We start from the raw sequence: 24,139 nt of genomic DNA on the forward strand, positions 1-24,139 counted from the left end.
TCCATTGTAGAAAATTAACAGGCTAGATAGAATTTCCCCTCACAGATGAAGGAAGAGCGCTCATGCTCAAATCCGCTTTTTTGTCTGTATTTTAATATCACTTCTTAAGGAAAGGCTGTAGATATGGCTAGATACCTGGGGCCGAAAAATCATGTCGCTCGTCGTTTTGGAGCCAATATTTTCGGGCGTAGTAGAAATCCGCTTCTTAAAAAACCGAATCCTCCTGGACAGCATGGTGTTCAGAGAAGGAAAAAGTCTGATTATGGATTTCAGCTAGAAGAAAAACAAAAATTGAAAGCTTGTTATGGAATGCTTATGGAAAAGCAAGTAACACGGGCATTTAAAGAAGCTTCTAGCAAACAGGGCAACACTACTCAAATGTTTATTGAGAGACTAGAATGCCGGTTAGATAATGTTGTGTATCGTTTAGGGTTGGCAAGAACTATTTTTGCAGCTCAACAACTAGTTGCTCATGGACATATTACTGTTAATGGTAAAAAAGTTGATAGACGGTCATTTTCTGTAAAACCAGGAATGTCAATTTCTGTAAGAGAAAAATCCAGAAAAATGAAAGCAGTACAAGAAGCTATTGATAATAAAACAGGTGATCTACCTTCTTATATGGAATTTGATAAAGCAGCTTTAACAGGTGTTTTACTCTCTATTCCTCAGTGGGAACAAATAGAAGGCCAGTTACCTATACCAATCAATTTATCTATTGTTTGTGAATTTCTAGCTCACCAAAGTTAGTTATTAATTGCGTTTCTCTATAAGAGCTTCTTTTTTTTAGCATGCATTCCACGGAGTAACGCAATTTCTTTTTGCCATAATGGGCATCCATCAGGAGTTTCTAAATATTTTGGTATTGATTCTGTTCTAGGATCTGTCATTAAGAAGCGAAAACAATTCCATCCAATTTTCCCATTACCAAGAGCTGCGTGCCGGTCTTTAGCACTACCTATATCATATATAGAATCATTGAGATGAAATGCTTTCAAATATTTTAAACCAATAATTCGATCAAAATCTTGCAAAACTTGGTCCCATCCTTCTTTTGTGCGGATATCGTATCCTGCTGCAAAGATGTGGCAGGTATCTATACATACACCCATTGGTAAATAATTTTTTGTTCCTTCTAAAATAACAGCTAATTCTTCAAATGTTTTTCCTAGCAAAGAGCCTTGTCCAGCTGTAGTTTCTAAAAGAAGATAACAATCAGCATTTTCTAATAAAGGGGCAGTTAATAAAATTCCTTGAATAATACGTTTTAGACCAGCTTCACGTGAATCATTTAATGCTGCTCCAGGATGAAAATTTACATACTTAAGACCTAAATCACGAGATGCAATGACTTCTTCATAAAAAGCTTGGCGGCTTTTTATGGTAGTTTCTTCATTAGGAGAAGCCATGTTAATTAAGTAGCTAGCATGACTCATAATATCTCGCAATCCTGTCTCTTGTAAGACTGCTTTAAAATCTGCCATCATTTCAGGTGATAAAAGTTTACGTTGCCAGCGACGTTGGTTTGAAGTAAAAATCTGTACAGTAGTTGCTCCTATGCAAGCGCCTTCCCATAAAGCATTGACTAATCCGCCAGCTGTAGAGGTATGTGCGCCAATTAGTAATTCTTGAGAGTTGTCATTAAGCATAAGAGTATCTCCAGGAAAAAAATAATAATAATAGAAAAACAGATTCATGAAACTAAAAGATTCAGAAAAAAGTATTTTTTCCTCCATTACACGATTTTTTTATGGCACCTTTATTAGTAAAATCAGTGGGATGTTTAGAGAGATAGCAATGGCGGCTATCTGGGGAGCAGATCCTGTTATAGGTACTTTTTGGGTTGCTTACCGCTTAGCGTTTATTGCTAGAAAATTTGTAGGAGAAACTTTTTTAAATATGGCTTTTATTCCTCATTTTGAAGAATTGCGTAAAAAAGATGAAAAACAAGCAGTAATTTTCTTTAAAAATATAAAGAAAAAAATGCTTTTGATTGTGGGAGTAGGAATTTTAGTAATAGAGATACTAATATTTTTTATAGCAGGAATTAAACAAGTATGGCCTTCTCATTGTGAATTATTGATAGCTATATTAATACCTTCATTATTATTTCTTATGCTTTTTTCTTTGAATAGCGCGTTATTAAATTGCCAACAAGGATTTTTTAAGCCAGCAGTGGCTCCAACAATAGTTAATATTATTTGGATTTTTATTATCTTTACTTGTCAGATTTTATCATCAGAAATATTTTCATTAATTTTATCTATTGGATTAGGAGTGGGCTTTTTATTTCAATGGTTGATCACTGTGCCAGAAACGAAAAAGTTTTTAATGAAATTTCATGATATTAAAATTTCTAAAAAAAACACTGAGCCAGTGATAAAATTTTTAAGACCAGTAGCTTTAGGGGTGATTGGACTTGCTGCTACTCAAGTTAATGCAGCAGCAGATATGCTATGGGCTCAATTTGTAGATCCCACAGGACCATTATATTTGTGGTATGCTGTGCGCATACAACAAATACCTTTTGCTTTAATAGGTATGGGTTTTTTTGCAGCATTATTACCACCACTTTCAAGGGCGATTCAAGACGATAATTTTTCTCAAGGTGCAATTTTTTTAAAAAATGCTTTGGAGCAAATAGGTCTTTTAATGTGTCTTGCAGGTTTAGGAGTTCTGTTTATTGGGTATGAAGGCTTAGACTTAATGTTCCGACATGGACGTTTTAGGCAAGATGCTGTCTTGCAAATAAATCATATTTTGACAGGATTTATTCCTTGCATCTTGTTTGGAAGTTGGAATGTTATAGCAGTAATTCCTTTTTATGCTAAAAAGCAATATCAAATACCAGCTATAGCTGCGCTGTTATCAATAGGCATCAATATTTTATTCAATGCTGTATTCATTTTAGTTTTTAAAAAAGGTATTTCCAGTATTGCTTGGGCAACCTCTTTTTCTGCTATTGTACAATTTGTGTTTTTAATGATTTATTTAATGAAGTTTTGGAAAAAAGTAGCTATTACTTTTAAAATTTATAAGGCGTTGATTTCCATTATAGGCACAGGAATAATTACAGCGATAATTCTCTTATTATTAATGAGGTTAGGTGTGGGTTATACATGTATTCCTGCTAATGCATCATTTTTACAACGAATAATCCTCTTTTGTTTAAAAGGCGCTTCCATCATAAGTATATTCATTGGTGTTACTATGCTATGTCGTATACCAGCTGCAAGAGGTATGTTGCGCAGGATTACAGGGCGAAATGGCTAAAACATCGTGTAAAATAAAAAAAAATTATCTATTAGTGATAAAACTTTTACAAAAAACAATGACAATAAGTAGAATCCTATTTCCTGTATTTCAGAGAGGCCTTTAATGAAGAAGTTATTAATTAGTGCGTTTGCCATTGGTTGTTTATTCACAGACATATCTTGTTCTGCTCAAGAGAATGATATTGTTCTTGATCAAAGCATTATAAAAAAAGAAGAAGTTGCTTCTGATAAAAAGCAATGTAATGCTACTCCCGAAAATGTAAAAAGATGGACAGATTGTTTACGATCAAATGGTTTTGCTTTTTCTAATAAAAAAACTGGGGTTTTCTCCATCTCAGGAGATGTTCGTACAAGATGGATTGGTTCTAATGAAAAAATTGTAACTAATTCTGTAACTCCTCCAACTAATACATCATTTGATATGTATCGCTTTGGAACAGAGTTCAATTGCAATATCAATTATGAATTAGATAGAACTTGGGTTTCTACAAGAACTCGTTGGGCAGCAGTAGCTGGAACAGATTCTCGTACAAGTATGTTAGATAAAGCAGTTGTTGGATATGCTTTATTTGAAAAAGCAGAAATAAAAGAAAAAGCTTATTTTGAAGTAGGACGAGTATCTTTGGGCTCTGTTTTTGAATCAGGTGTTCAATTTGATGGTTATTTTGATGGATTGCGAGTAGCGTATCAAAGAGCTATGCCTGCTTCTACACCAGGTTATATGATGATTCATGGTGGTCCATTTGTTATCAATTCTCAAGAAAGTCAGTATGGTTGGGTTGTTGAAGCTGGTATTGGTGGAGTCAAAGGGTTTAAAGCAAAGTATAGCTTTATTGATTGGAAGACTTTTACAACCAGAAATGCTAGTAATGTGACTGTTAAATATAACTATCAAGTATCTCAAATAATTGGTGGTTATGAAAATACTATTTCAAAATATCAAATTCCTTATGGAATTGTTGTTGGTGGATTAGTTAACCCTGCTGCAAAAGCAACTGCGACAACATTGAATAAAAAACTGAATACAGGTTTTTATATTAGTGGAAGTCTTGGTAAATTGCAAAAAGCTGGAGATCTTAGTTTAGCTCTTCAATATGAAAGAGTGGGTGCTTTGGCTATCCCTGAAAGTGATGTTTCTGGAATTGGTCATGGTAATGCGCAAAGATTCTTTTTTGCTAATGCAATTGCCCAAGGTTATGAGCCAGCTCTTGCTAATGGTGCAACAAACTATAAAGGGATTAGTCTAAATCTTGGTTGCGCTATCAGTAAAACTCTTGCTTTAAGAGGTGTTTATCAGTATTCAACACCTTTAAATGAAGGTCTTGGACAAACGTTTACTTTCTCAAGAGTACAAATGCTTCTAGCATCATCATTTTAATTAGTCTTTCAAAGTTCTTTTGGAACTAAAAGATTAATAGTAAAAGGCATTCAGCTATATCTATAGTTGGATGCCTTTCTTATTTAATTCTTATTTAAAAAATAGTTGTTTAGTATAGATATAAAGAAAACTTATTTTTTATAAGGTCGAATTTATGTCTGAATTACAAAAGCTTTCTAAAACATCGATTATTAATAATATTAATAATATTATTAATATAGAAAGTCTCTTATCTGAAAACGTTATAGAAGCAAGTAACTTAGAACAGCAGACAGGTGCTCTTAATGAAGTTGTTGATTTACTACAACAAATCTCACTTCCTACTGTAGATCAGACTTTAAATACTTCGTATATAGGATTGTCTTCTGCATCAGGTGGATATACTGCTATAGATCAAAACCAAATTGCACAAGAAGCCTTAGCAAACGCTGAAACAGCATCTACTTTAGAAGATTTTCAAGGATATATTCAGGCCATAGTTGCAGCAGCAGCAGCAGCTCAAGCAGCAGCAATGGCAGGAGGAAATCAGCCTAACGATGTAGAGGCTGTTCGGCAGGCACATCTAGCAGAAAGTCAAGCACTTCGTTTGGAAGTATTAGTTAAGAATGCATTAGCTTTATCAGGAAAAGTCACAGCTATTTGTAACGCTGTAGAGAAAAGTTTACAATTAAAAGAGATTATGACTGCTATTGTCTATATTCAAACAGTACAGAAAACTTTACAGGATATTATGTCAGCCATAGCGCAACCATTGATTGTGCAAGCGGTTCAAGTCGTTAATTCTAAAATTTCAATATTGTTAGCTTTAGAAGGACAGGTATTAGATTTTACTATTGTAGGAACAGCTTCAGGAGGCCAAAGTAATGCGGTTATCCAGCGTCAAATTGCTGGACAAGTACAAGGATTTTATAAAGCTATAGGATTGTCTAATGTTCAAGATACTCGTTCATTGATAAAGAGTACGCGACGTATGCTAGCTCAGCTTAGAGAGAATAACCCTATTTTACATCCAGAAACTTCTGCTGTTATAACGAATGCAGAAGAAACGATTTTACATAATCCATATTTATTATCGTCTAAGAAAGATATCATTAAAAGAAAAGATGAAGATAACAGATTATTACCTGTAAATTTTATGCTTAAAGAGAAGATAGAAAATGATCTATCTGGTTTTTCTGATAATACGATTAAATCAAAAGATACTTCAAAAAAAATGAAGTTTTCTCAAGAAGATTCTAATAAAGAAGAGATTACCTCTTCAGAGGCTAGTATAATAGTAAAAGAAAATAAAGAAGCCGAAGTCACCAACACATTATTAAAACCATTAATACAAGCATCTAAAAAAATTGAAAAAGGCATATCATTATCTGAAAAAGAATTACATAATCTTGGACTAGGAGTGCTCACTATTAGTCAGCAGTTACCAATTCTTTCTCCATTAGAGCAAAGTGTTGTTATAGAAGCTGTGCAGGAATTACTAGAACAGCCTATAAATAACTTAAAGACTTTTCTGACTAAAAGCAGCGTATCAGTCAGAGCTATTGATGAAAAGCAATCAGCAGGCTTATCATCTATAAGCAAAGTTCAAGAATCAAGAGGCACAAATAATTTACAAAAACGAGCTTTTGAAGACAGTCAACCAAGGTTAAGAGAAAATCAGGCTCCTATTGAAGGTATCTTTAATATAGTTAATCTAGGAGATGCAGCAGGGCTCATTCTTTCTTCACAGATTACTCAGTCATATCTGCAGAGAAATCCATCAGCTTCTATTAATGATTTACAAAAAAATCTTAATAAAACAGCAGCAGAGGGGAAGTTATCTTTTGCACCATCAGTAGAGCACAAGGTCTTAACAACTATAGAGCAATTACGAGATAGTTTTGTAAAATCAACAGAACATTTAGCAGAATTCAAAGAAAAGCAATTTCTTATACAACCTGCTTTTACTCGTTATATATCAGCAGTAATTTCTACATTAATACTGAATGATCAAAAATAATAAATAACTGCTTATTAAGATAAAAAGTATCTAAATTATAGAATGCCTATGAGTAAGGTTGCATACAGTTGCTCAAGTGTTTGTAAGGATGAAGAGACGATACTCCATTGCTGTTGCATTGTAGTCATTCTATTCTGAAGAGCTACTAACTGTATTTGTTGATGAGAAGAATAAGTTTGTTGTTGGCTAACCGCGTCAGTAGAAAAGCTTCCCAAGCCTCCAGAAATAGTTACAGAAGCATTACCATTAATAACTTGTGTTTCTAATTGAGTTAATAAGTTAGACCAATTAGAGGGGCCTGTTACAGTAAAGGTATTACTTACAGAACCATCAGATGATGCAATAGGGGTAGGTTTAAGCAAGATAAGTAAACTTGATAGATCTAATAACTGTTGGCGTATAACGCTTAAGTGGTTTTGCTGAAGGTTGATAAGGCTTGAAAATGTAGCTTTATCAGTATTGCTTAGAAAAGAATTTGATGAAATAGCGAGTTTTTGTTTTTCGAGGTACTTTTGTGTTTGATTTACTTGAAAAAGATTAGCGTGCACATGAGAGATTTCAGTTGTTAAGGTGTTACAGGATTCGCTAGAAGATCCTGAAAAATCATTACTGGTTAAGCTTTGGATAAGGGTTGAATGAAATTGATAATAAGCAGAAGAAGAACCAAATCCAGAGATATTAGAAAGAAGTCCATTGATGAAGTTAGAGCCAAAATTATTTGTAATTAATGATTGGGTTAAAGGATGGAATAAAGCGGCTTCTGCTGGGACATAATTATTGAGAATCATGCTATTAAAGGAATTTCCAATAGAAGAGTTGTTTAAAAATATTGTTTCTATACTATTAATTATATCATTTAGGTTGGAAGCTTTAGTGGCGAGAGAGGTAGAGGTAGTTGTTAAGGAAGTAATATTTTTTTTAGAAGTCGCTAGCAAAACATCTCCAGTAGCTTTTTTCCAATCTGCAAATGTAGAGGTAATATTATCAGCTGTTCCTAGGGCAGCATCAGTAGCGGTAGTAAGATATTGAGGTAGTTGATTAAGAAAGATTTCTAAGTCAAATGTGTGAGGAATTGTTGTTGTATCAATAAAATTCAGAACGCCTTTTGTCTGAATAATATAGTTTAAGGCATTCATTAAAGGTGTTTTAGCTGGGTGTCTTTGAAAGGACAAAGAGAGGGTCTGTTCTATATCATTGATTATGGTTCTAATATCAGCTTGTGGCTGATCATACATGTATTCCATAATCGTATTTTTGATTAAGTATAAGACAGGGATGGTCGCAGCAGGGGAAGCTCCCAGCCATTCAATACTAAATATTTTATTTATTAAATTATTAATGGAACTATTTTCATCAACAGAAAGATTGGGTAAAAGCTTTGATAAATTTGAAAAAGATTGAGCAACATTATTCCCTTTAAGAAAGAGAGAAATAGGTGATTCAGTAGTAGCATTTTGAGTAATAGCTGCCATTTGAGAGAACATGTCATTTGCAACAGAAACAGCTTTTTCATAATCACTAAGTTTTTGTTCACCTATTTTTACTGCGTCTGCTGCTTTACTAATATTATCTTGGTATAGCTGTTGGTCAGCTTGAAAAGTAGTTAAAATTTTTTCTAGAAAGACATTCCGTGTATTTTTTTCTGTAGTTTTAGGTAATGCATTATAAATTTGTAGGGCCATATTTTGTAAGACAGATATGTTTGCGTCAGAAATATTTGGTAATTTAGATGAAATAGTTGAAAGGGTTGCTGTAAAGGGATCAAGCACTCTAGCTAGTGATGAAGATTTTTGTAAAAGAAAATTAATGCCTTCTTTCAATCCATTAATTAGGATTTCACCTTCTGTTAACACAGCAGGTGTTACTGTAGATGTATCAGTGCTTGCAGCGGCTAATACTATAGGAGCTATGGGCGAAGAAGTTTTTAAATAGTGTGGAGGTGCGCTAAGGGTTTTTTCATATCGAGCAGCCTGCTTAGTGCTTTGCAGCGTGTTTTTAAGTTGTTGAATCTGGGATTGATAGCTAGAGAATAATACAAGATCATTAATGTCAGGCGTGGTAGATCCAAATTGCATGCTAATGATGTAAGGGGCATGTTTATAGGTGCTCTTTTCAGAAGAAAAAATACTAATGGAACTCATGATAAACTCCTTTTCTGTATTTTATAGGTAATAAATAGAGATTACAATTTTAATTAATAATCTTTTTCTTTTTAATTATATTTTATTTCTTAAGTGCTTCTATTTGGGATAGTTGTTTTTTTAACATTTCTTATTAAAAGTTTTTTCTTTTTTAATTTTTTTTTATATCATAATATAAATTTTTATAAATGTTCTGTTAGATGGTAGAATAATTATGTCTATACTTGAAGTGTGGAATGCTAAAGATGACCAATCTATTTTCTTAAAAGAAGGAGCTTTTCAGGCTAATCAGGCAAAAAAGATAGTATGGACAGAACTAGAAATTATAACTAAAAATGATCAAGAAATAGCTACACTACAACATTTTATGGATACATTGTGTTCTTGTAAGAATAACTTTGAAGCAGTAGTGACGCCATCATCATCCTATGAAAAGTCTCTAAGAAGTAAAATTTCTCATGAGTTAAGTGTGGATGACCTTATATTAGGAGTTGATAGCATAGCTTTTATGCCAGAAGAATCAGAGAGCTTGTTATCTTCATTAAAGTTTTCATTAGCAGTAACAGATTCAAAGCTTCTTCCTGATTATCCTCTTACTGTAACAGCATCAGCGATAGAAGGGGTTCTTACTAGTTTAAGCGCTTTTGTTACTGACGCTACTGTAAAATATCCAAAAGCTACTAATTATATTACGAAATTGAACGAAGAACTAACCCTTGTGAGGGGTTGGGTAGCTTCAATAGAAGCGATAGATAGGGTTTATTTAGCAGATTTTATAAAAACTTTTGGAAATACACTAGCTAAAGAAGAAGTCGACAGACAGTTTGTAAATGATTATTGGGATGCAGTAACTACTGGTTATGAGTCAGCTATGAAAGAAGTTATAAGTGCTCATAATAGTTTGAAAGAAGATTTAACGCTTGGAGGTGCCGCAACGCAAGTTCTTCAAGAATGTTCAGCTATTTTACAGGGACTTTTTGCTTGTGTTACTGTTAAGGGAGAAGCAGCTGGGGGTATTAATTATATTGATGAAACAGCATTATGTCAGATGTCTAAAAATGTTGAAGATATTTTACGCTTGCTATCATTTCTTTCCACAGATGATCAAGCTGTGGTCCAACAGGGGCTTACTAAATTTTTCCAAACTCAATTTGATAAAGTAGATAAAAAAACATCAGCTACTTCAACAATTAACAGTGGGGATGTTTTAGCTGGAGTTTGGGTATACATGACAATAAATGAAATAGTCAGTAGTAATCCAGAGATTACTTTAGCTGAGATTAAGACAAAATTATCGACAGCGTTTCAACCTTTTTCAGGATTAACATATTCATTTATTACTAATTATCAAGCAGCTATAAGTAATTTTAAGACTTTGGGTATGTTACCTAATAGTGGCTCTTCATATAATTTAGTCTCTTTTACAGCTGGAAAAGCAAAAATGAATGCAAATTTCCTGCCTTCCATTATTCAGGTCCCGCCTTCAAAGAATCCTTCCACTGGTGTTTTTGTAATGGTGAATAATATAAGTAATGTAAATGATTCTTTAACAAGATTAAATACAACTGTGGCTGCGCTAAATACGATTGTAACAGACGCACAATCTGTTGCAAAAAAAAGAGTAGCAGCTTTAGAAAAGATAGCAAGTTTAAGAGATTTATTTGAAGTAGATCAACAAAAAGCTATAGCAACAGCTATTAAAAGCAAGCCATTACCAGCAGCATTAGTCACTCTTCTTTTAGATAATTATATGCCAGGAGAAGAACAGTATTTACAAGGATTAGTAAGTGAGTTGAATAGTAGTAACTATGGAGCTCAAATAGGAAATGATTTTCTTCAAAATCTATTAAGTTATCTTAATGCAAGCACTACATTTACTTTTGGGTCTTATCTCGGATCGCCTACTGATGCAGCAGGAACAATTTTTTCAGGAAGTGCGAGCGCTGCTAGTGCCCAGCTAACAGCTGAAAAAACAAGTTTAAAGGCTATGTTAGGTGATACCTTAGCTATGATAGATTTGTTATCTACATATCGTAGTCAGGTAACAGATAGTACAGGGTTAAGCACTGTTCAAAAAAAAAGCTACATGATTCAATTACAACAATATGAGAATTCATTAAGAACTATTGTTTCACAATTTAGTTTAGTAAACTTATTTCTTGAAAATATAGTGATTACTCCTCCTGCAGCAGACACAAATAGTGGTATATTTACTGTCACTTGGGGTGTGGACGACTTTCTTTTAAATGATAATCATAAATGGTTAAAACGTTTGGTAACTGCTGAATCAGTATTAGCATCAGGAAACCCAGGAGAAACTGTTTCTGGAGGGCTAAGTTCATTTTATGCACAGGTTCATGCAGACCAGCAAAGTGCTGCTGATGCTGGACAAAGTGTACAATTAAATCTACAAATGCAACTGACTGCCATGCAGCAGCAATGGAGTGTGGTTGCTACAGCTCTTCAAGTATTGAACCAAGTGTATCTCGCAGTTGCGCGAAGTATGGTTGGATAATTTATTTTTTATAATTATTTTAAGCTTTTGGCACGTTTTTTGCTTTTACATTACTTGAATAAGTAAGGAGTAGAACATGTCTAATAACAATGGTTATTTTGAATTTGCCTATGATCAACTTCTAAAAGAAGTAGAAGATATTGATCAAGTACTCAGAGATGTGGGTTTTGTTAATGGGTGGGCTTCTTTAAAAAAAGCCGCATTAGCTATAAAAGATGAAATGAATAATGAAATTGCAGAGTAATTTAGTCTATGACTAGCTATCATAGATAGCATGAAAGAACCCTCTTTTTGGCATCAGCATTCTTCTTGGGAGGATGCTGAAAAACAATGGGATGAAGGGACTGTGAGAGCAGCAACCCAAAGACCTATTAGAAACAAAGTCCGAACTCCAAATGTTCCATTAATCGTTCCATCTACAAAGAAATGGTTACAGTGGAAAACAATGTTTTATCTCCTTTCTTCAAGTAGAGGAAGAGGGATTGCTTCAATTTTTTTTCAAAGACCTTTTGTTTATGGTTATAGATTTTTAAAAGGATGCATAAGTAAAAAAAAGCCATACCTTCAAAAGGGCGATTTTTTATTTTTTGGTTGCAAATCAGTAAAAGACTTTCAAATAGAAGCTCAACAAAAAGATACTTTAGTAGTAGTAGGATTTTCTTATTGTCAGAAGCCTTTAGAATGTCCAAGAGGAAGATTTAATGATAGATGTTGTGCAGATCCATTTCATCCTGTATGTCGGCAATGTCCTATTGGAAAGGCAATCCATGCATTGCCTAAAAAAAATATCAAAACAGTAATTATTCCTACATTTCATGATATTGCTGAAAAATTAATAGAATTAATTAAAGAAAATTCAAAAAGAAAAATTGTATTTTTAATTACAGCCTGTGGGCTTTCATTAGAAATGTTTGCTCGCTATCCTCAAATTATTGGACTTACTGGTATAGGAGTTATTTTAAAAGGCCGTTTTTGTAACACATTTAGAACGTTTGAATTGGCAGAAAGAGGGATAAAGCCAGGGTTAACTATATTAGAAAAAGAAACGATGATGGACTTTATGGATATTATTAAGCTTTTGCGAGAAGATTCTGTTAAACCTAATTAATCTTAATAAATATTTTTTTACCTAATCATTTAATGCCAAGGACTCTTAAACGTAAGATGAAAAAATGTTGCTTTTGCAAAGATAAAATTCTTCATCATAAAAATTGAAGAAAATTTGTACTCTTATTGATGACTGAGAAGTTAGGAGTATGCTAAGATGACAGCCCTATACTTGTCCATCTAAAGACCAGTAGTCATTTTATGGCTAACATGGTCTTTATTGAACAGAAGTATAATAGATAAGGACCGATAGCTCAGAGGATAGAGCATTCGCCTTCTAAGCGAATGGTCGCAGGTTCGAATCCTGCTCGGTCCGTATTTTTATTTCTTACTTTCTTCTTCTATAATTTCTAAGCTGACACGCAATTGATTGCGGCTAGCTACAGACATGAGTAAAGAACGAATGGCTTTGATGGTTCGACCTTCTTTTCCAATAATTTTGCCAATATCCTGGGGAGCAACAGTTAATTCATATATAATGGTATGAGAACCTTCTACTTCTTTGATGTTAACTTTCTCTGGACAATCGACTAAATTTTTAACAATATAAGCTAAAAAATCGTTCATATTTCAATCCTAGTGGTTGTTATCGTTTGCTTATCAATAGCTTATAATAATCTTTTGTTATTTCAAACAATATTAATTGTATTTATCTTTTTTAATGATACCAAAAACAAAAAAATAATTAATTAGTATTTTTTGAAGATGGAAAAAGGTGACAGCTATTTCATCATTTATCTAAGTTTTGGGATACCAAAAGGTCGTGGATTATGCAATTATTATTTTTCAATAATGAAGGTCATGGGGCCAACATTTGTAGAAAAAACATTCATATGGGCTCCAAAAGTTCCTGAAAACAAAGGAACAGGGACTTTTGTTTTCAGGGTGTCCAAAAACAAATTATAAATGGGAAAAGCTTCTTCTGCGGAAGCAGCTTTTTTGAAATCAGGCTTATTTCCTGAAAAACAGGACCCATAAAGGGTAAATTGACTGACTACTAAAAGTGAACTATTACTTTCTTCGACATTTAAATTATCATTCCCATTAGCGTCAGGAAATAAGCGTAATTTTCCAATTTTTGTACATAAATTAGGAATAATAGAGATATCTTCATCTTTTTTAATGCCTATAAGAATAAGTAAGCCAGAAGAAATTTGACTTATTAAAGAATCATTTACATGTACAGATGCTGATGATACTCGTTGGATTAAAAGACGCATGTTAAAGGGCTGAAGTGGGCAGTTAGGATGGATTGCATATCTGAAGGAATAGGAGCTGACACTTGGATGATTTTTTTTGTAATAGGATGACAAAATTCTAAATGAGCAGCATGAAGAAGTTGGCGAGTTGCTTTAAAACGACGATTGGTTGATATCATTCCATAAACAGAATCTCCTAAAATAGGGAGACCACTATGTTTAAGATGAACCCGTATTTGATGAGTTCGGCCTGTAATAGGATTAATTTTTAATAATCCTAAATATTGAGATGAAGCTAAAAGTTGACAGCAGGTTTCTGCTGATTTTCCTTTTTTTAGGTTAACTTGCATTTCTTTTCGTTTTATAGGATGTCTAGCGATAGGGGCATTGATTACCAAAGCGGATGTCTTGGGGTATCCAGATGTAATGCCAATATATGTTTTTTTAATAAGCCGATCAGAAAAAAGTTTGGAAAATAAAGTGACTGCTTCTTCAGTTTTAGCAGTAAGTAATACTCCAGAAGTGTCTTTATCTAATCGATGTACGATTCCTGGACGAGGAGATTGAGAGTTATTGAGATCTATAAATCGAAATTTTAGTCCATTAGCTACTGTTCCTGAATAATTGCCTGCTCCAGGGTGAACAGTCATGCCTGCTGGTTTATTGATGATTAAAATATGCTCATCTTCATAAAGATCTGAAAAATAAATAGATTCAGGTAAAACAGTATTTTCATCATGTTGAGCTGCAAGCGCAGCTGCTGAAGCAAAAGAGACACGATCTCCAGCTTTAACTAAAAAAAATTTCTTTTCTATTACCTTTTCATTAACTAGGACGCCATTTTTCTCAATGAGATCTTGAAAATGTTGTCTAGAAAAAGTAGGAAATTCTAAAGCTAAAAATCGATCTAAGCGAACTGCTTCTTCATCATTTTTCACCAAAGTCAGAGAGAGAAAGGGGGACGTACTCATGAAGACCTACACCAATAAGAACAATATTCTTTACAGACACAGGCAACATTGGAAAAACTTTTTTTAAAAGGCTTTCAAAATGACAAATATTATCTGTTAAACGAAAGCCAGAAGTATAGAATAAAAGAAGTTTTTTACCCACATAATTAGTTTCTTGATAATTAAAAATAGATAAGTAATAGCCAGAATTATTCAAGAAAAGAGATAAAAATTGACGTTGGGCAACTCTTAAGTTATTGATTAAATCAAAAGGAAGTGCCATTGCTAAAAAAAGCTCAGACATAAAATTAAGCTTATCTATAAATGGAGCGAAGACTTTTTGCTGCACGTTGCGCTCGTTCTTGAGCTCGATTAGTCATGCTTGTCAAGCTGACAACAATAGACACTAAGAATTGCTCAAACATTTTAGCGCCTTCTTCCGGTCCCATGCTGGATATAAGCGCTGCCTCTAAATCATGAATAGTTTTAACAGGGCCTTCAAATTCCTTTTGGTTTTCTACTAAGGGAGTGGGTGCAAAGAGATCTTCACTAGCAGGGTCAGTAGGATTAATGTCATATGGTTGACCTTTCCTATATAATGGAGATGAGTTACTCATTACAACCTCTTATAACATGTATTTTGGAAATTTTGCTTTCTGTAAGCTTGGTCCCGCGACGCTCAGGGGATGAGACCAGTGGCAAGGAATCTCCTGTTAACTGAAGTCTATCTTTTGATCGTTTTATTTTCGATAGTAATTCTACTTCTATTATCAAATTTGCTTCTTCTCTGTTTATTGTTAGAAATTTTTCTAGAGGAGTAATGAAAAGATATTCTTTGTTTACAATAAATTTTTTAAGGCGAATTTTTTTTCCATACAAAGCTCCTTTTTTGGAATCTGTATATAAAATCCAGAACAAACTGTCAGGTTCTGGGGGAGTAATTAATATAGGGACGCAGTTATTCCTGCGAGCATAATGCTTTTCTGGAATTTTAATAGATATGAGTACGCCATCAGGGTAAAACAAAATTAAGCGATCTTGAGGAGAACAGGAATAGGAAGTACCAGAAGATACTTTTGTTCCAAGCATACCTGTGCTTTCATCAAAGAAAACTTTGATGTTAGAAAGAGCTGGAATATCTAAAGATGATTTATCAATGGGGGATAGCGTACGAATAATAGTTTTACGGGGAAATAGATCACCATATTTATTAAGCAAATCTTTTAAATATTGAATAGCATAATCATTAAGATGATCTAAATGGTATTGAGTAGCTTTAAGTTCAGAAGCTATTTGTTCGAGTTCTTTTTCATTTTTTGATGCATCAAATCGAGAGATTTTACGGATAGGCATATTAAGTAGAGTGGTGAGGTCTTCTTCTTGTAATGGGCGATTTAATTTTTTTATAAAAGGTTTAAAAGCTGTAAATAAGACAGAATAAATTTCTGCTCGATGAGCTACCTTTTCAATTTTGTGGTAAAGTCTATTTTCCACAAAAATTTGTTCTAAAGTTTTTGCAAAAACATGTTCTAAAAAGCGATGTTTTGCTGTTTCTAATTCTTTTTGAAGGTAAGAGCAGAGTGTTTTAGTATGAAAATAAAGAATCTCATTAACAGATAGTTGTTGAGGACGATCATCTTGAATCACTGTGATTTGAGAATGAACTTTGGTTTCACATTCAGTGAAAGCATAGAGTGCTTCCATCGTGTTTTTTAGCTTTTGACCTTTGGTCAAGTGTAATTCAATTTCAATTTTTTCAGCAGTATAGTCATTAATAGTATCAATTTTTAAGCGGCCTTTTTTAACAGCTTCTTCTATGGATTTAATAACCGATTCAGTAGTTGTGTTGTAGCAAATACGGTTTACAATAATCGTTTTTTCGCTCGGAGTGGACATTTTTGCTCTAAGAGAAACATATCCTTTTCCATTATTATAATTACTCGCATCCATAAGACAGGCATGAGGAAAATCAGGCACAAGAGAAAAAGGACGGTTTTCTAAAATAGCAATCTGAGCTTCTAGTACTTCGCAAAAATTATGAGGTAAAATTTTTGTAGTCATCCCAACAGCAATACCTTCTGCTCCTTGAATTAAGAGTAATGGAATTTTTGCAGGTAATACTTTTGGTTCTAAAGCTCTGCCATCATATGAAGGAATCATGGATGTAAGATCAGGATTAAAAAGAACTTCAATTGCAAGAGGACTTAAGCGAGCTTCGATATACCGAGCTGCAGCATGAGGATCTCCAGTTAATGGATTTCCAAAATTTCCTTGAGTATCGATAAGGTGATTTTTATTGGCTAGTAGAACTAATGCTTCTACAATAGGAGCATCCCCATGGGGGTGAAAAGCCATAGTTTGGCCAGCGATATTAGCTACTTTATGCATTTTTCCATCATGCATTTTACGTAACGCCCATAAAAGGCGTCTTTGAACAGGCTTTAACCCATCTAAAAGATGAGGAATAGCGCGCTCTAGAATAACATAAGAAGCATAGCGAAGAAAATGGTCTTTAAATAAAGCTTTGATATCATTTTTCATAATAAATTTATTCTTCTCGAATCAGGTTATTCATAATAAAATCTTTTCTGGTAGGTGTGTTTTTGCCCATATAGAATTCCAACATAGTGCGAGTTTCATTATGCGAAAAGACATCTACTGATTTTAAGCGAATATCTTTCCCAATAAATTGTTTAAATTCTTTAGGGGAAATCTCTCCCAATCCTTTAAATCGGGTGATTTCTATGTTTGCTGTACTAGTACCAGTTTTTAATGAATTTACAGCAGAAATTTTTTCTTCTTCTGAATAACAATATAAGGTTGTTTGAGGGCTTCTGACCTTGAAAAGAGGGGTTTCTAAAATAAAAATATGCCCTTGGATAACAAGATTTTCAAAATAGGTCCAAAAGAATGTTAACAAAAGATTGCGGATATGCATGCCATCAACATCAGCATCTGTTGCTAGGATAACTTTATTATAACGTAGGCCAGTAAGATCATGTTCAATATTCAATGCATTCATTAAATAAAACATTTCTTCATTTTTATAAAGTAAGTCTGCTTTCATTCCATGCACATTAACAGGTTTTCCTCTTAAGGAAAAAACAGCTTGTGTTAGAGGGTCCCGAGCAGCTAAAACAGAAGCGCTGGCAGATTCTCCTTCAGTTAAAAAAATCATGCTTTTTTGGCCATATAGATTTTTATCACTGTAATGAAATTTGCAATCACGGAGTTTTGGAATTTTAACAGAAATTTTTTTTTGTTTTTCCTTAGCTTCTTTTTTAATAACAGAAAGTTCTTCGCGGACTTTTTTATTAAAAATCAAACGATCTATAAGGATTTTAGCATTATCTTTATTTCTGTACAGTAAGCCAGCAACAGCTGTTTTAACGCTTTGTACTAAAGGAGCTTTGATTTCTGTATTTCCTAATTTATTTTTAGTTTGAGATTCAAAAAAAGGCTCTTTAATTTTAATTGCAATACACCCAATTAAGCCTTCTCTTACATCAGCACCTTGAAAATTTTTACCAGAAAAATCATTAATTCCTCGAGATAATCCTTCTCTAAAAGCGCTTAAATGAGTTCCCCCATCTGTAGTGTGTTGTCCATTAACAAAAGAGTAATGGATTTCTCCATAATGTTGTGCATGGACAAAGGCAAACTCTAAAGCAGCATCTTTGTAATGAAATGGAGCATAAAGTCGATCTAAAGGAAATTCAGCATCAATAAGGTCAGTAAGTCCATTTAAAGAAAGAATAGATTCGCCATTAAATATTAAAGTTAAACCTGTATTTAGATAAGCATAATTAAATAATCGTTTGCGAATAATATCAAGATCGTAAGCATATTGTTTAAAAATGCTAGAATCAGGAAGAAACTCTATTAAAGTACCATTTTCTTCTTTGCTCCTGAAGGAGGTTTCAGAAATTAAACGTCCTTGCTCAAAGAAAGCAGTGATGCCTTTTTTATTTCGAAAGCTACTCACTTTAAAATGAGAAGAGAGAGCGTTAACAGCTTTAAGACCTACTCCATTAAGTCCCACAGAAAATTGAAAAACATCATCATTATATTTTGCGCCAGTATTAATTTTACTCACACAGTCAACTGTTTTTTCAAGAGGTATACCTCTTCCATAATCTCTGATAGCAAGAACGCCAGATTCATCGTCAAAAGTAATAATAATCTGAGAGCCATGGCCCATGACAAATTCATCAACACTGTTATCTATGACTTCTTTAAGTAAGACATAAATCCCATCATCAATATGAGAACCATCACCTAAACGTCCTATATACATACCTGCTCTAAGACGAATATGTTCTAATGCTTCTAATGTGATAATAGCATTTTGGTCATAGAGTTTTTTTTTCATAGAAGACCATTTTATTTAATAATTAAGAAAAACTAGTAAGTTCATATCAGCTATCTATATTTATAATTGAAATTATTTTTTCTTAAGAACAGTTTTTTATAAGGTAAAACATGGTTTGTTTTTTTTGTCTAGAGTTAGACTGAACCAGTTCGTTACAAGGATAGATAGGGTGAGAAGATCTTATTATGAAGTTCCTTTGTTAGTGAAGAAAGATTTTCATCTATCATTTATGAAAAACTACTGTTCATCAATTGCTTACATTCTTATAACATATGCTGAATTTGTATTTTTCCAACAATAGAGTTATACTTTAGAAAGGCACTGTTTCCTAGCAGATTTTTTTTTTGATTTGATTAAAAATGAAGAAACATTTCATTTTGAAGTTGGGTCAACCTAAGAATGATTTCGATCGATCTTTGGTGTAAGAAAATGATTTTTTTAATTATCCCTTTTTATAAAAAAAGATAATGAATCATCATTAAAAAAATCGTCCCATAAAAAACTACATAATAAACTACTTTATGTTGGACCAACTTGTAAAACAGCTTTCGAGTATTTTAGGTGAAGTAACAATACCTTCCATGGATGACCAAGGTTTTTATGGATTTGATATTGACCCACAGCTAAGGGTGTGTTTAGGCCTAGCATATGACTCAGACATGATGTTATATGCTATATTAGGGAATCTTAACAACTGCTCAGATAAATTTGTTTTAAAACAAAGGCTAATGACAGGAAATTTTTTTGGCCAAGAAACAGGAAATAGTCGAATAGGAATAAGAGGAGATCAAGAAATAATTTTGTCGCAAAAGCTTCCAATAGAAGCAGTTGACGACATAATGCTAAACCATGTAGAAGCATTTATTAATTATGCTGATGCCTGGCAAAAAGAAATTGCAAGAGAAATAAAAAAATAGGTTTGCATGGCTATGGTGCCACGGTTAATAGCTGAAGAAGGTGTTCTCGCAGGAACCCAAATTGCTCTTCAAGATAATCAATCATGGGTAATTGGTAGTGATACGAGTTCATGTGAGGTTATTTTACAAGAAGATGGTATAGGCGCACAGCAAGCAGAAATAACTTTAGATGTAGAGAATGGAAGCTATGCAATCCGAAACTTAAATCTTGCAACTCCTCTTTTAGTAAATGACATTTCTATTACAGAAGAAGAATACGTTTTAGAAGAGGGTGATGTTATTACCCTAGGTGGATCAGTTTTTCGTTTTTTTACTAATGAAGAAGATCTTGTTTTTTTTGATGCAGAAGATGGGACATCTTCACAAGGTGGGGGATCTGGACAATCAGATAATTCACCACAACAAGATGATAGCGAGACTTTTAAAAACGAGTCAAATACTGAAGCACCGCCTTTAAAGGAGAAGAAAGCTAGCAATAGCTCTCCTCCTTTAAATAAACAAGAAGAAGAGCCAGTAATGGTAGAGCAGGAAGAAGAGATTTTACCTGTTCAATCGTTACCACCTTCTTCAAGTAAGTTAAAAAAGCAAGAACTTCCAATAGAGGATAGCGAAGCTATTTCAATTGCTGAAATGAAAAAAATGCCAGAAGTTGAAATGATGGAGCCTACTAAAGTTGGAAAAAGCAAGAAAAATAAAAAATCTATACTTCCTGATGAACAAGAGGAGCCTGTGATTAATCCTGATGAAGAACCTTCTGCAAAAGTAGCGAGCCAAGGAGCTCCTGCTCGGGCTGTCGCTCCTGAGATAGCTGTTGCTGCGTCTATTTCAGACGCGCCAGCTACAGAGGTGCCAGTAGCTCAACCACAAGAAGTGAAACCCAATTCTGTAAATGAAGAAGCGCAAATAGCATCTCCACCACCTGCTGCTCCTCAAGAAGAAGAGCCTAAGCCACCAGAAGAGGTGATCAAGCCAACTCTACCAGAAGAGCAACATCTTCCTGCTGAAAATGCTGGAGAACAGTTTAAGATTCAGGATCTTTTTGCCTTTGATGATGGTATTTTTGAAGATAAAGAAAAGGAAGACTCTTTTGTTGATCTAGCTAGAACAAGTCGTTTTTTACTTAAAGTTATAGCAGGTCCAAATGTAGGTGCTGAATTTGGATTGGATCCAGATCATACTTATACTATAGGAACAGATACAACAATCTGTGACATCATTTTTAATGATTTAAGTGTTTCACATAAACATGCTCAATTAAAAGTAAGTGCAACTGGGCAAATTACATTGGAAGATTTACAAAGTCGTAATGGGGTGTTATTAGATGGTCGGCGTATAAAAGAATTAGTTGTTTTTCCAGAGGGCGCATTCGCATCTCTAGGAACAACAGTGTTTTCTGTCATTGATAGAGAGCATCCAGCTGAAACATTAGTTGCAGGATCATTTTTTAAGGGAGATTTTCACAATAGAAAAACAGAAGATTCCTCTTCAGGTAATGAAGGTTTTAATTCTGATTCCTCTTTTATGGATGAAGAAAGAAAAGGGAATACTTTTTCTTCTGGAATTCTGATTATGGCCTTATTAATTGGTGGGTTAGCTATTTTATTTGGTATTGGAACAGCATCTTTATTTGGAGAAAAAGAAGTTCGTAAAGAAAGAATAGATTTTCATCATGAAATACATAATATAGTAAAATATTTTCCAGCAGTTAATTTTTCTTATAATAAGGTTACAGGAGAGTTATTTTTATCTGGGCATGTGCGAACAGGCTTGGAAAGAAATGAGCTCTTGCATAATCTTACTGGGCTAGCTTTTATTAAAGTATTAGAAGATTATGTTGTTGATGATGAGTCTGTATGGCAGGAAATGAATTTACTTCTTGTAAAACAACGAGGTTATAAAGGCGTTACAATGCATTCTCCAGAACCAGGTAAATTTGTTATTACTGGATATTTAAAAACAGAAGCAGAAGCAACTACCCTCACAGACTATATACATCTTAATTTTAGTTACAGTTCTCTTTTAGATAATCAAGTAGTTGTGGAAGAATCAGTAGCGCGTGAAATTGGATCAAAGTTAATACAAAAAGGTTTTATTGGTGTTGCTAGTACATTTGTTTCAGGAGAAGTGTCGTTTACAGGATTTGCAAATATTACAGAACAAGCACATTTTAGTCAGTTAGCGACATCATGTCAGACGATTAATGGTGTAAGAAATGTAAAAAATACTGTTGTATTTCTTGGAAATGAACAAGATATTATCGATTTAAATAAACGATATCCAAAGAAATATCAAGTAAGTGGATTTTCTAAACTTGGTGAAGTAGTTGTAAATGTTGTTATTAATGGAAAAATTCTCGCAAGAGGAGATGTCTTAGAGGGTATGATTGTTACTGGGATACAACCAACAACTATATTTTTTGAAAAAGATAATTTGAAGTATAAGTTGAATTATAATAAGTAAGAATAATATCACCTAATTTCGTTCTTTGGGGCATAATATGTTGCAAATAAAAAATAATCAAAAAAAAGATGAAGATTCGTGGGCTCATGGACCTTGGTTTGATATAGAAAAAGAAGTGTCAGATCCAGAGATATACATGCAGTTAAAAGAAAAAATTAAAACACGAATAGTTATTTTAGAAGAATTAATGCGGAAAGGTGATGAAAAGACCGCATTTGAGAAAAACCAAGTATTAATGAATGGTTATAAATCTCTTTTGAGAGTTCTTGGCAGGATTCAAGGAGATTTCATTTAATAGCAGTGGCGATTTATCGTGATATTTAATTTTAAAAGGAAAAAAAATGACAGCACAATTTAATTTTACAGATCTTTTGAGGCAAGTAACCTCATTAGTATCCAACGTTAATGCTCAGATTACAAGCTTGGAAAATGCACCAAATGGTGTTATGGACTTGGGAAATATGTTTCAATTACAATTTTGTATGCAAACATTATCACAATTTGTAGAGGCTGCATCCAACGTTCTAACAGCGGCTAATACAGAGATGATTACGATGGCTAGAGCTGTTAAAGGCGGATAATAGTTTTTCTTAACATTATAATCATATTATAGAGGTGATATGTCATTTCCTGAAGAATTTAAAGAAGATTTTCCATTATTTTTTGAGCTTGGCTTTGTTGCTATTCGACAGGGTGATGAACTTGGTGCACGTCGGTTATTCGATGCGGCAAAAGTATTGAATGCAAATCATATTGCAGCAGAGGCAGGATATGGATTATCTGCTTTACATAAAATGGATTTAGAGCAAGCAAAAGATCATTTTGAAAGAGTGATAGCAGTGGAATCAGAAAATTTTTCTATTCTTAGCTTTCTTGCTCTTACACATATGTTGATCTCTCAGCAAACTTCATTGAAATTTGAGATAAGAGAAGAAAGTCTGCAAAAAAGTGTAGAGTATGCTGCTCAAGTAGTAGAAAACACGGAAGTAGAGACTACGAAGAACTTAGCGCAATCAGTCCTAGATTGGTATAATGTTTTAGGTGATAAAAAGACTGAAATTTTTAGATAAAAAATTTCAATCAAAAAGGAAAAAGGTATTTTATGATAACAGAAACAGTGAATTCTTTATTTTGGAAAGATGAAAATAATTCTTCTGAAAAATCTCAAGACATTGGTCCGTTAGCAAGTGCTGATCAAAAATTTTCATCACCTCCTTTTTCTTTAGGTTTAAATCAAAAAAATTCTGCTATTGCAGCTGCTAATGCGCCCATTCAAAATGAATTACCTGGTTTTATGGATTTAGTAAGGGAGGGTAGTGAGCAAGATACCTCAACAAATAAAGGGTCTCATTCTATAGACAGTCTTGATGTTGGTGAGATTCAAGGGGATATTAGAGGCTTGCAAAAAGAGTTAGATAATCTTCATCATCAAGTTCGTAGTCAGTCAGGACAAGGGCAGTTAGATGCTGAGCATTATGAAGCTGGCAAGGGTCTTATGGCTAATTCTAATCAAGATTTTAAAGAAATAGCAGCTGTTACTAAACAACAACATGATGAAACTGCTATTAAAGCATTAGAGGAAGATCCTTCAACACCATTTTTAGATAAATTTAGTGATTGGATGACAAGTGGAGAAAAAACATTAGCAGGAGCTTTATCATTTATTTCTGATCCTGCGCGAGCAACTGAGCAAGCAAGTATGGCAGATTTTTTAAAATTACAATATGCTGTACAAAGAGCAACACAAAAAACTGAATTATTTGCAGGGATTGTGGGAGCAGTTGTTACTGGAATTAAAACCTTAATGACCACCCAGCTCGGATAAC

The 24,139-nt window shown here is 33.6% G+C and carries 22 protein-coding genes and 1 tRNA gene; 14 read left to right on the forward strand and 9 right to left on the reverse strand.

The window, feature by feature from the left end; genetic code table 11:
• Positions 1 to 123 precede the first annotated feature (123 nt).
• Positions 124 to 750: a 30S ribosomal protein S4 gene (gene rpsD / locus CLAVI_RS01425; RefSeq protein ID WP_194843800.1), complete on the forward strand. Its 627-nt coding sequence runs from the start codon at positions 124 to 126 to the stop codon at positions 748 to 750.
• A gap of 17 nt (positions 751 to 767) precedes the next feature.
• Here the strand turns inward: rpsD and CLAVI_RS01430 are convergent, their stop codons facing one another.
• Positions 768 to 1,649 (reverse strand): deoxyribonuclease IV, encoded by an 882-nt coding sequence (locus CLAVI_RS01430; RefSeq protein ID WP_194843935.1) that lies wholly within the window; start codon positions 1,647 to 1,649, stop codon positions 768 to 770.
• 46 nt (positions 1,650 to 1,695) lie between these two features.
• On the opposite strand from CLAVI_RS01430, the gene CLAVI_RS01435 reads away from it, so the two are divergent.
• From CLAVI_RS01435 to CLAVI_RS01445, 3 genes are all read left to right on the forward strand, one after another.
• Positions 1,696 to 3,273 (forward strand): lipid II flippase MurJ, encoded by a 1,578-nt coding sequence (locus CLAVI_RS01435; RefSeq protein WP_194843801.1) that lies wholly within the window; start codon positions 1,696 to 1,698, stop codon positions 3,271 to 3,273.
• A 105-nt stretch (positions 3,274 to 3,378) separates the two neighbouring features.
• Positions 3,379 to 4,653, forward strand: a complete 1,275-nt coding sequence (locus CLAVI_RS01440; protein WP_194843802.1) for a hypothetical protein — start codon at positions 3,379 to 3,381, stop codon at positions 4,651 to 4,653.
• A 154-nt stretch (positions 4,654 to 4,807) separates the two neighbouring features.
• A complete protein-coding gene (locus CLAVI_RS01445; protein WP_194843803.1) occupies positions 4,808 to 6,652 on the forward strand; it encodes a hypothetical protein in 1,845 nt (614 codons plus the stop codon).
• A gap of 35 nt (positions 6,653 to 6,687) precedes the next feature.
• On the opposite strand, the gene CLAVI_RS01450 is transcribed toward CLAVI_RS01445, so the two are convergent.
• On the reverse strand, positions 6,688 to 8,793 hold the full coding sequence (locus CLAVI_RS01450; protein WP_194843804.1) for a CT620/CT621 family type III secretion system effector: 2,106 nt from the start codon (positions 8,791 to 8,793) through the stop codon (positions 6,688 to 6,690).
• Between the two features lie 214 nt (positions 8,794 to 9,007).
• Here CLAVI_RS01450 and CLAVI_RS01455 point away from each other — a divergent pair, with 214 nt between their 5' ends.
• From CLAVI_RS01455 to CLAVI_RS01470, 4 genes are all read left to right on the forward strand, one after another.
• A complete protein-coding gene (locus CLAVI_RS01455; RefSeq protein ID WP_194843805.1) occupies positions 9,008 to 11,308 on the forward strand; it encodes a CT620/CT621 family type III secretion system effector in 2,301 nt (766 codons plus the stop codon).
• A gap of 76 nt (positions 11,309 to 11,384) precedes the next feature.
• Positions 11,385 to 11,552 carry a hypothetical protein gene (locus CLAVI_RS01460; RefSeq protein ID WP_194843806.1) on the forward strand — a complete coding sequence of 56 codons (168 nt, stop codon included), beginning with the start codon at positions 11,385 to 11,387 and terminating at the stop codon, positions 11,550 to 11,552.
• Between the two features lie 30 nt (positions 11,553 to 11,582).
• Positions 11,583 to 12,416 carry a hypothetical protein gene (locus CLAVI_RS01465; RefSeq protein WP_194843807.1) on the forward strand — a complete coding sequence of 278 codons (834 nt, stop codon included), beginning with the start codon at positions 11,583 to 11,585 and terminating at the stop codon, positions 12,414 to 12,416.
• Positions 12,417 to 12,658: 242 nt separating this feature from the next.
• Positions 12,659 to 12,731 (forward strand) — tRNA-Arg (locus tag CLAVI_RS01470).
• Between the two features lie 5 nt (positions 12,732 to 12,736).
• Here the strand turns inward: CLAVI_RS01470 and CLAVI_RS01475 are convergent.
• The 7 genes from CLAVI_RS01475 to CLAVI_RS01505 all read right to left on the reverse strand — a co-directional run bounded on the left by CLAVI_RS01475 (position 12,737) and on the right by CLAVI_RS01505 (position 18,936).
• A complete protein-coding gene (locus tag CLAVI_RS01475) occupies positions 12,737 to 12,982 on the reverse strand; it encodes a KH domain-containing protein (RefSeq protein ID WP_194843808.1) in 246 nt (81 codons plus the stop codon).
• A 212-nt stretch (positions 12,983 to 13,194) separates the two neighbouring features.
• Positions 13,195 to 13,635 (reverse strand): D-aminoacyl-tRNA deacylase, encoded by a 441-nt coding sequence (gene dtd / locus CLAVI_RS01480; RefSeq protein ID WP_194843809.1) that lies wholly within the window; start codon positions 13,633 to 13,635, stop codon positions 13,195 to 13,197.
• Positions 13,623 to 14,585 carry an RluA family pseudouridine synthase gene (locus tag CLAVI_RS01485; RefSeq protein WP_194843810.1) on the reverse strand — a complete coding sequence of 321 codons (963 nt, stop codon included), beginning with the start codon at positions 14,583 to 14,585 and terminating at the stop codon, positions 13,623 to 13,625. Before CLAVI_RS01485 ends, dtd begins: the two co-directional genes overlap by 13 nt.
• A complete protein-coding gene (locus CLAVI_RS01490) occupies positions 14,542 to 14,868 on the reverse strand; it encodes a hypothetical protein (protein WP_194843811.1) in 327 nt (108 codons plus the stop codon). Before CLAVI_RS01490 ends, CLAVI_RS01485 begins: the two co-directional genes overlap by 44 nt.
• 10 nt (positions 14,869 to 14,878) lie before the next feature.
• The gene (locus CLAVI_RS01495) at positions 14,879 to 15,181 is read right to left on the reverse strand and encodes a CT656 family putative T3SS effector (protein ID WP_194843812.1); all 303 of its coding nucleotides are present in this window, start codon (positions 15,179 to 15,181) and stop codon (positions 14,879 to 14,881) included.
• A complete protein-coding gene (locus CLAVI_RS01500) occupies positions 15,174 to 17,105 on the reverse strand; it encodes a DNA topoisomerase IV subunit A (protein WP_194843813.1) in 1,932 nt (643 codons plus the stop codon). The genes CLAVI_RS01495 and CLAVI_RS01500 overlap by 8 nt, the downstream gene beginning before the upstream one ends.
• Before the next feature lie 7 nt (positions 17,106 to 17,112).
• A complete protein-coding gene (locus CLAVI_RS01505; RefSeq protein WP_194843814.1) occupies positions 17,113 to 18,936 on the reverse strand; it encodes a toprim domain-containing protein in 1,824 nt (607 codons plus the stop codon).
• 521 nt (positions 18,937 to 19,457) lie between these two features.
• Here CLAVI_RS01505 and CLAVI_RS01510 point away from each other — a divergent pair.
• The 6 genes from CLAVI_RS01510 to CLAVI_RS01535 are packed head-to-tail and all read left to right on the forward strand — an operon-like array spanning position 19,458 to position 24,138.
• Entirely contained in the window at positions 19,458 to 19,853 is a 396-nt protein-coding gene (locus CLAVI_RS01510) for a type III secretion system chaperone (protein ID WP_194843815.1), read from the forward strand.
• 6 nt (positions 19,854 to 19,859) lie between these two features.
• A complete protein-coding gene (gene sctD / locus CLAVI_RS01515; RefSeq protein WP_194843816.1) occupies positions 19,860 to 22,313 on the forward strand; it encodes a type III secretion system inner membrane ring subunit SctD in 2,454 nt (817 codons plus the stop codon).
• Positions 22,314 to 22,350: 37 nt separating this feature from the next.
• Complete coding sequence (locus CLAVI_RS01520; protein WP_194843817.1) at positions 22,351 to 22,608, forward strand: DUF5398 family protein; 258 nt, start codon at positions 22,351 to 22,353, stop codon at positions 22,606 to 22,608.
• 46 nt (positions 22,609 to 22,654) lie between these two features.
• On the forward strand, positions 22,655 to 22,894 hold the full coding sequence (locus CLAVI_RS01525; protein ID WP_194843818.1) for a DUF5407 family protein: 240 nt from the start codon (positions 22,655 to 22,657) through the stop codon (positions 22,892 to 22,894).
• A 39-nt stretch (positions 22,895 to 22,933) separates the two neighbouring features.
• Positions 22,934 to 23,383 carry a tetratricopeptide repeat protein gene (locus CLAVI_RS01530; RefSeq protein WP_194843819.1) on the forward strand — a complete coding sequence of 150 codons (450 nt, stop codon included), beginning with the start codon at positions 22,934 to 22,936 and terminating at the stop codon, positions 23,381 to 23,383.
• 32 nt (positions 23,384 to 23,415) lie between these two features.
• The gene (locus CLAVI_RS01535; protein WP_194843820.1) at positions 23,416 to 24,138 is read left to right on the forward strand and encodes a hypothetical protein; all 723 of its coding nucleotides are present in this window, start codon (positions 23,416 to 23,418) and stop codon (positions 24,136 to 24,138) included.
• Position 24,139: the final 1 nt, after the last annotated feature.

The sequence above is a fragment of the Candidatus Clavichlamydia salmonicola genome, from assembly GCF_015356765.1.
Taxonomy (GTDB): domain Bacteria; phylum Chlamydiota; class Chlamydiia; order Chlamydiales; family Chlamydiaceae; genus Clavichlamydia; species Clavichlamydia salmonicola.

What these genes read in the sequence shown, in the direction of transcription:
- rpsD (WP_194843800.1), top strand. Translation starts at nt 124, where the DNA reads ATGGCTAGATACCTGGGGCCGAAAAATCATGTCGCTCGTCGTTTTGGA.
- CLAVI_RS01430 (WP_194843935.1), bottom strand. Translation starts at nt 1,649, where the DNA reads ATGCTTAATGACAACTCTCAAGAATTACTAATTGGCGCACATACCTCT.
- CLAVI_RS01435 (WP_194843801.1), top strand. Translation starts at nt 1,696, where the DNA reads ATGAAACTAAAAGATTCAGAAAAAAGTATTTTTTCCTCCATTACACGA.
- CLAVI_RS01440 (WP_194843802.1), top strand. Translation starts at nt 3,379, where the DNA reads ATGAAGAAGTTATTAATTAGTGCGTTTGCCATTGGTTGTTTATTCACA.
- CLAVI_RS01445 (WP_194843803.1), top strand. Translation starts at nt 4,808, where the DNA reads ATGTCTGAATTACAAAAGCTTTCTAAAACATCGATTATTAATAATATT.
- CLAVI_RS01450 (WP_194843804.1), bottom strand. Translation starts at nt 8,793, where the DNA reads ATGAGTTCCATTAGTATTTTTTCTTCTGAAAAGAGCACCTATAAACAT.
- CLAVI_RS01455 (WP_194843805.1), top strand. Translation starts at nt 9,008, where the DNA reads ATGTCTATACTTGAAGTGTGGAATGCTAAAGATGACCAATCTATTTTC.
- CLAVI_RS01460 (WP_194843806.1), top strand. Translation starts at nt 11,385, where the DNA reads ATGTCTAATAACAATGGTTATTTTGAATTTGCCTATGATCAACTTCTA.
- CLAVI_RS01465 (WP_194843807.1), top strand. Translation starts at nt 11,583, where the DNA reads ATGAAAGAACCCTCTTTTTGGCATCAGCATTCTTCTTGGGAGGATGCT.
- CLAVI_RS01475 (WP_194843808.1), bottom strand. Translation starts at nt 12,982, where the DNA reads ATGAACGATTTTTTAGCTTATATTGTTAAAAATTTAGTCGATTGTCCA.
- dtd (WP_194843809.1), bottom strand. Translation starts at nt 13,635, where the DNA reads ATGCGTCTTTTAATCCAACGAGTATCATCAGCATCTGTACATGTAAAT.
- CLAVI_RS01485 (WP_194843810.1), bottom strand. Translation starts at nt 14,585, where the DNA reads ATGAGTACGTCCCCCTTTCTCTCTCTGACTTTGGTGAAAAATGATGAA.
- CLAVI_RS01490 (WP_194843811.1), bottom strand. Translation starts at nt 14,868, where the DNA reads ATGTCTGAGCTTTTTTTAGCAATGGCACTTCCTTTTGATTTAATCAAT.
- CLAVI_RS01495 (WP_194843812.1), bottom strand. Translation starts at nt 15,181, where the DNA reads ATGAGTAACTCATCTCCATTATATAGGAAAGGTCAACCATATGACATT.
- CLAVI_RS01500 (WP_194843813.1), bottom strand. Translation starts at nt 17,105, where the DNA reads ATGAAAAATGATATCAAAGCTTTATTTAAAGACCATTTTCTTCGCTAT.
- CLAVI_RS01505 (WP_194843814.1), bottom strand. Translation starts at nt 18,936, where the DNA reads ATGAAAAAAAAACTCTATGACCAAAATGCTATTATCACATTAGAAGCA.
- CLAVI_RS01510 (WP_194843815.1), top strand. Translation starts at nt 19,458, where the DNA reads ATGTTGGACCAACTTGTAAAACAGCTTTCGAGTATTTTAGGTGAAGTA.
- sctD (WP_194843816.1), top strand. Translation starts at nt 19,860, where the DNA reads ATGGCTATGGTGCCACGGTTAATAGCTGAAGAAGGTGTTCTCGCAGGA.
- CLAVI_RS01520 (WP_194843817.1), top strand. Translation starts at nt 22,351, where the DNA reads ATGTTGCAAATAAAAAATAATCAAAAAAAAGATGAAGATTCGTGGGCT.
- CLAVI_RS01525 (WP_194843818.1), top strand. Translation starts at nt 22,655, where the DNA reads ATGACAGCACAATTTAATTTTACAGATCTTTTGAGGCAAGTAACCTCA.
- CLAVI_RS01530 (WP_194843819.1), top strand. Translation starts at nt 22,934, where the DNA reads ATGTCATTTCCTGAAGAATTTAAAGAAGATTTTCCATTATTTTTTGAG.
- CLAVI_RS01535 (WP_194843820.1), top strand. Translation starts at nt 23,416, where the DNA reads ATGATAACAGAAACAGTGAATTCTTTATTTTGGAAAGATGAAAATAAT.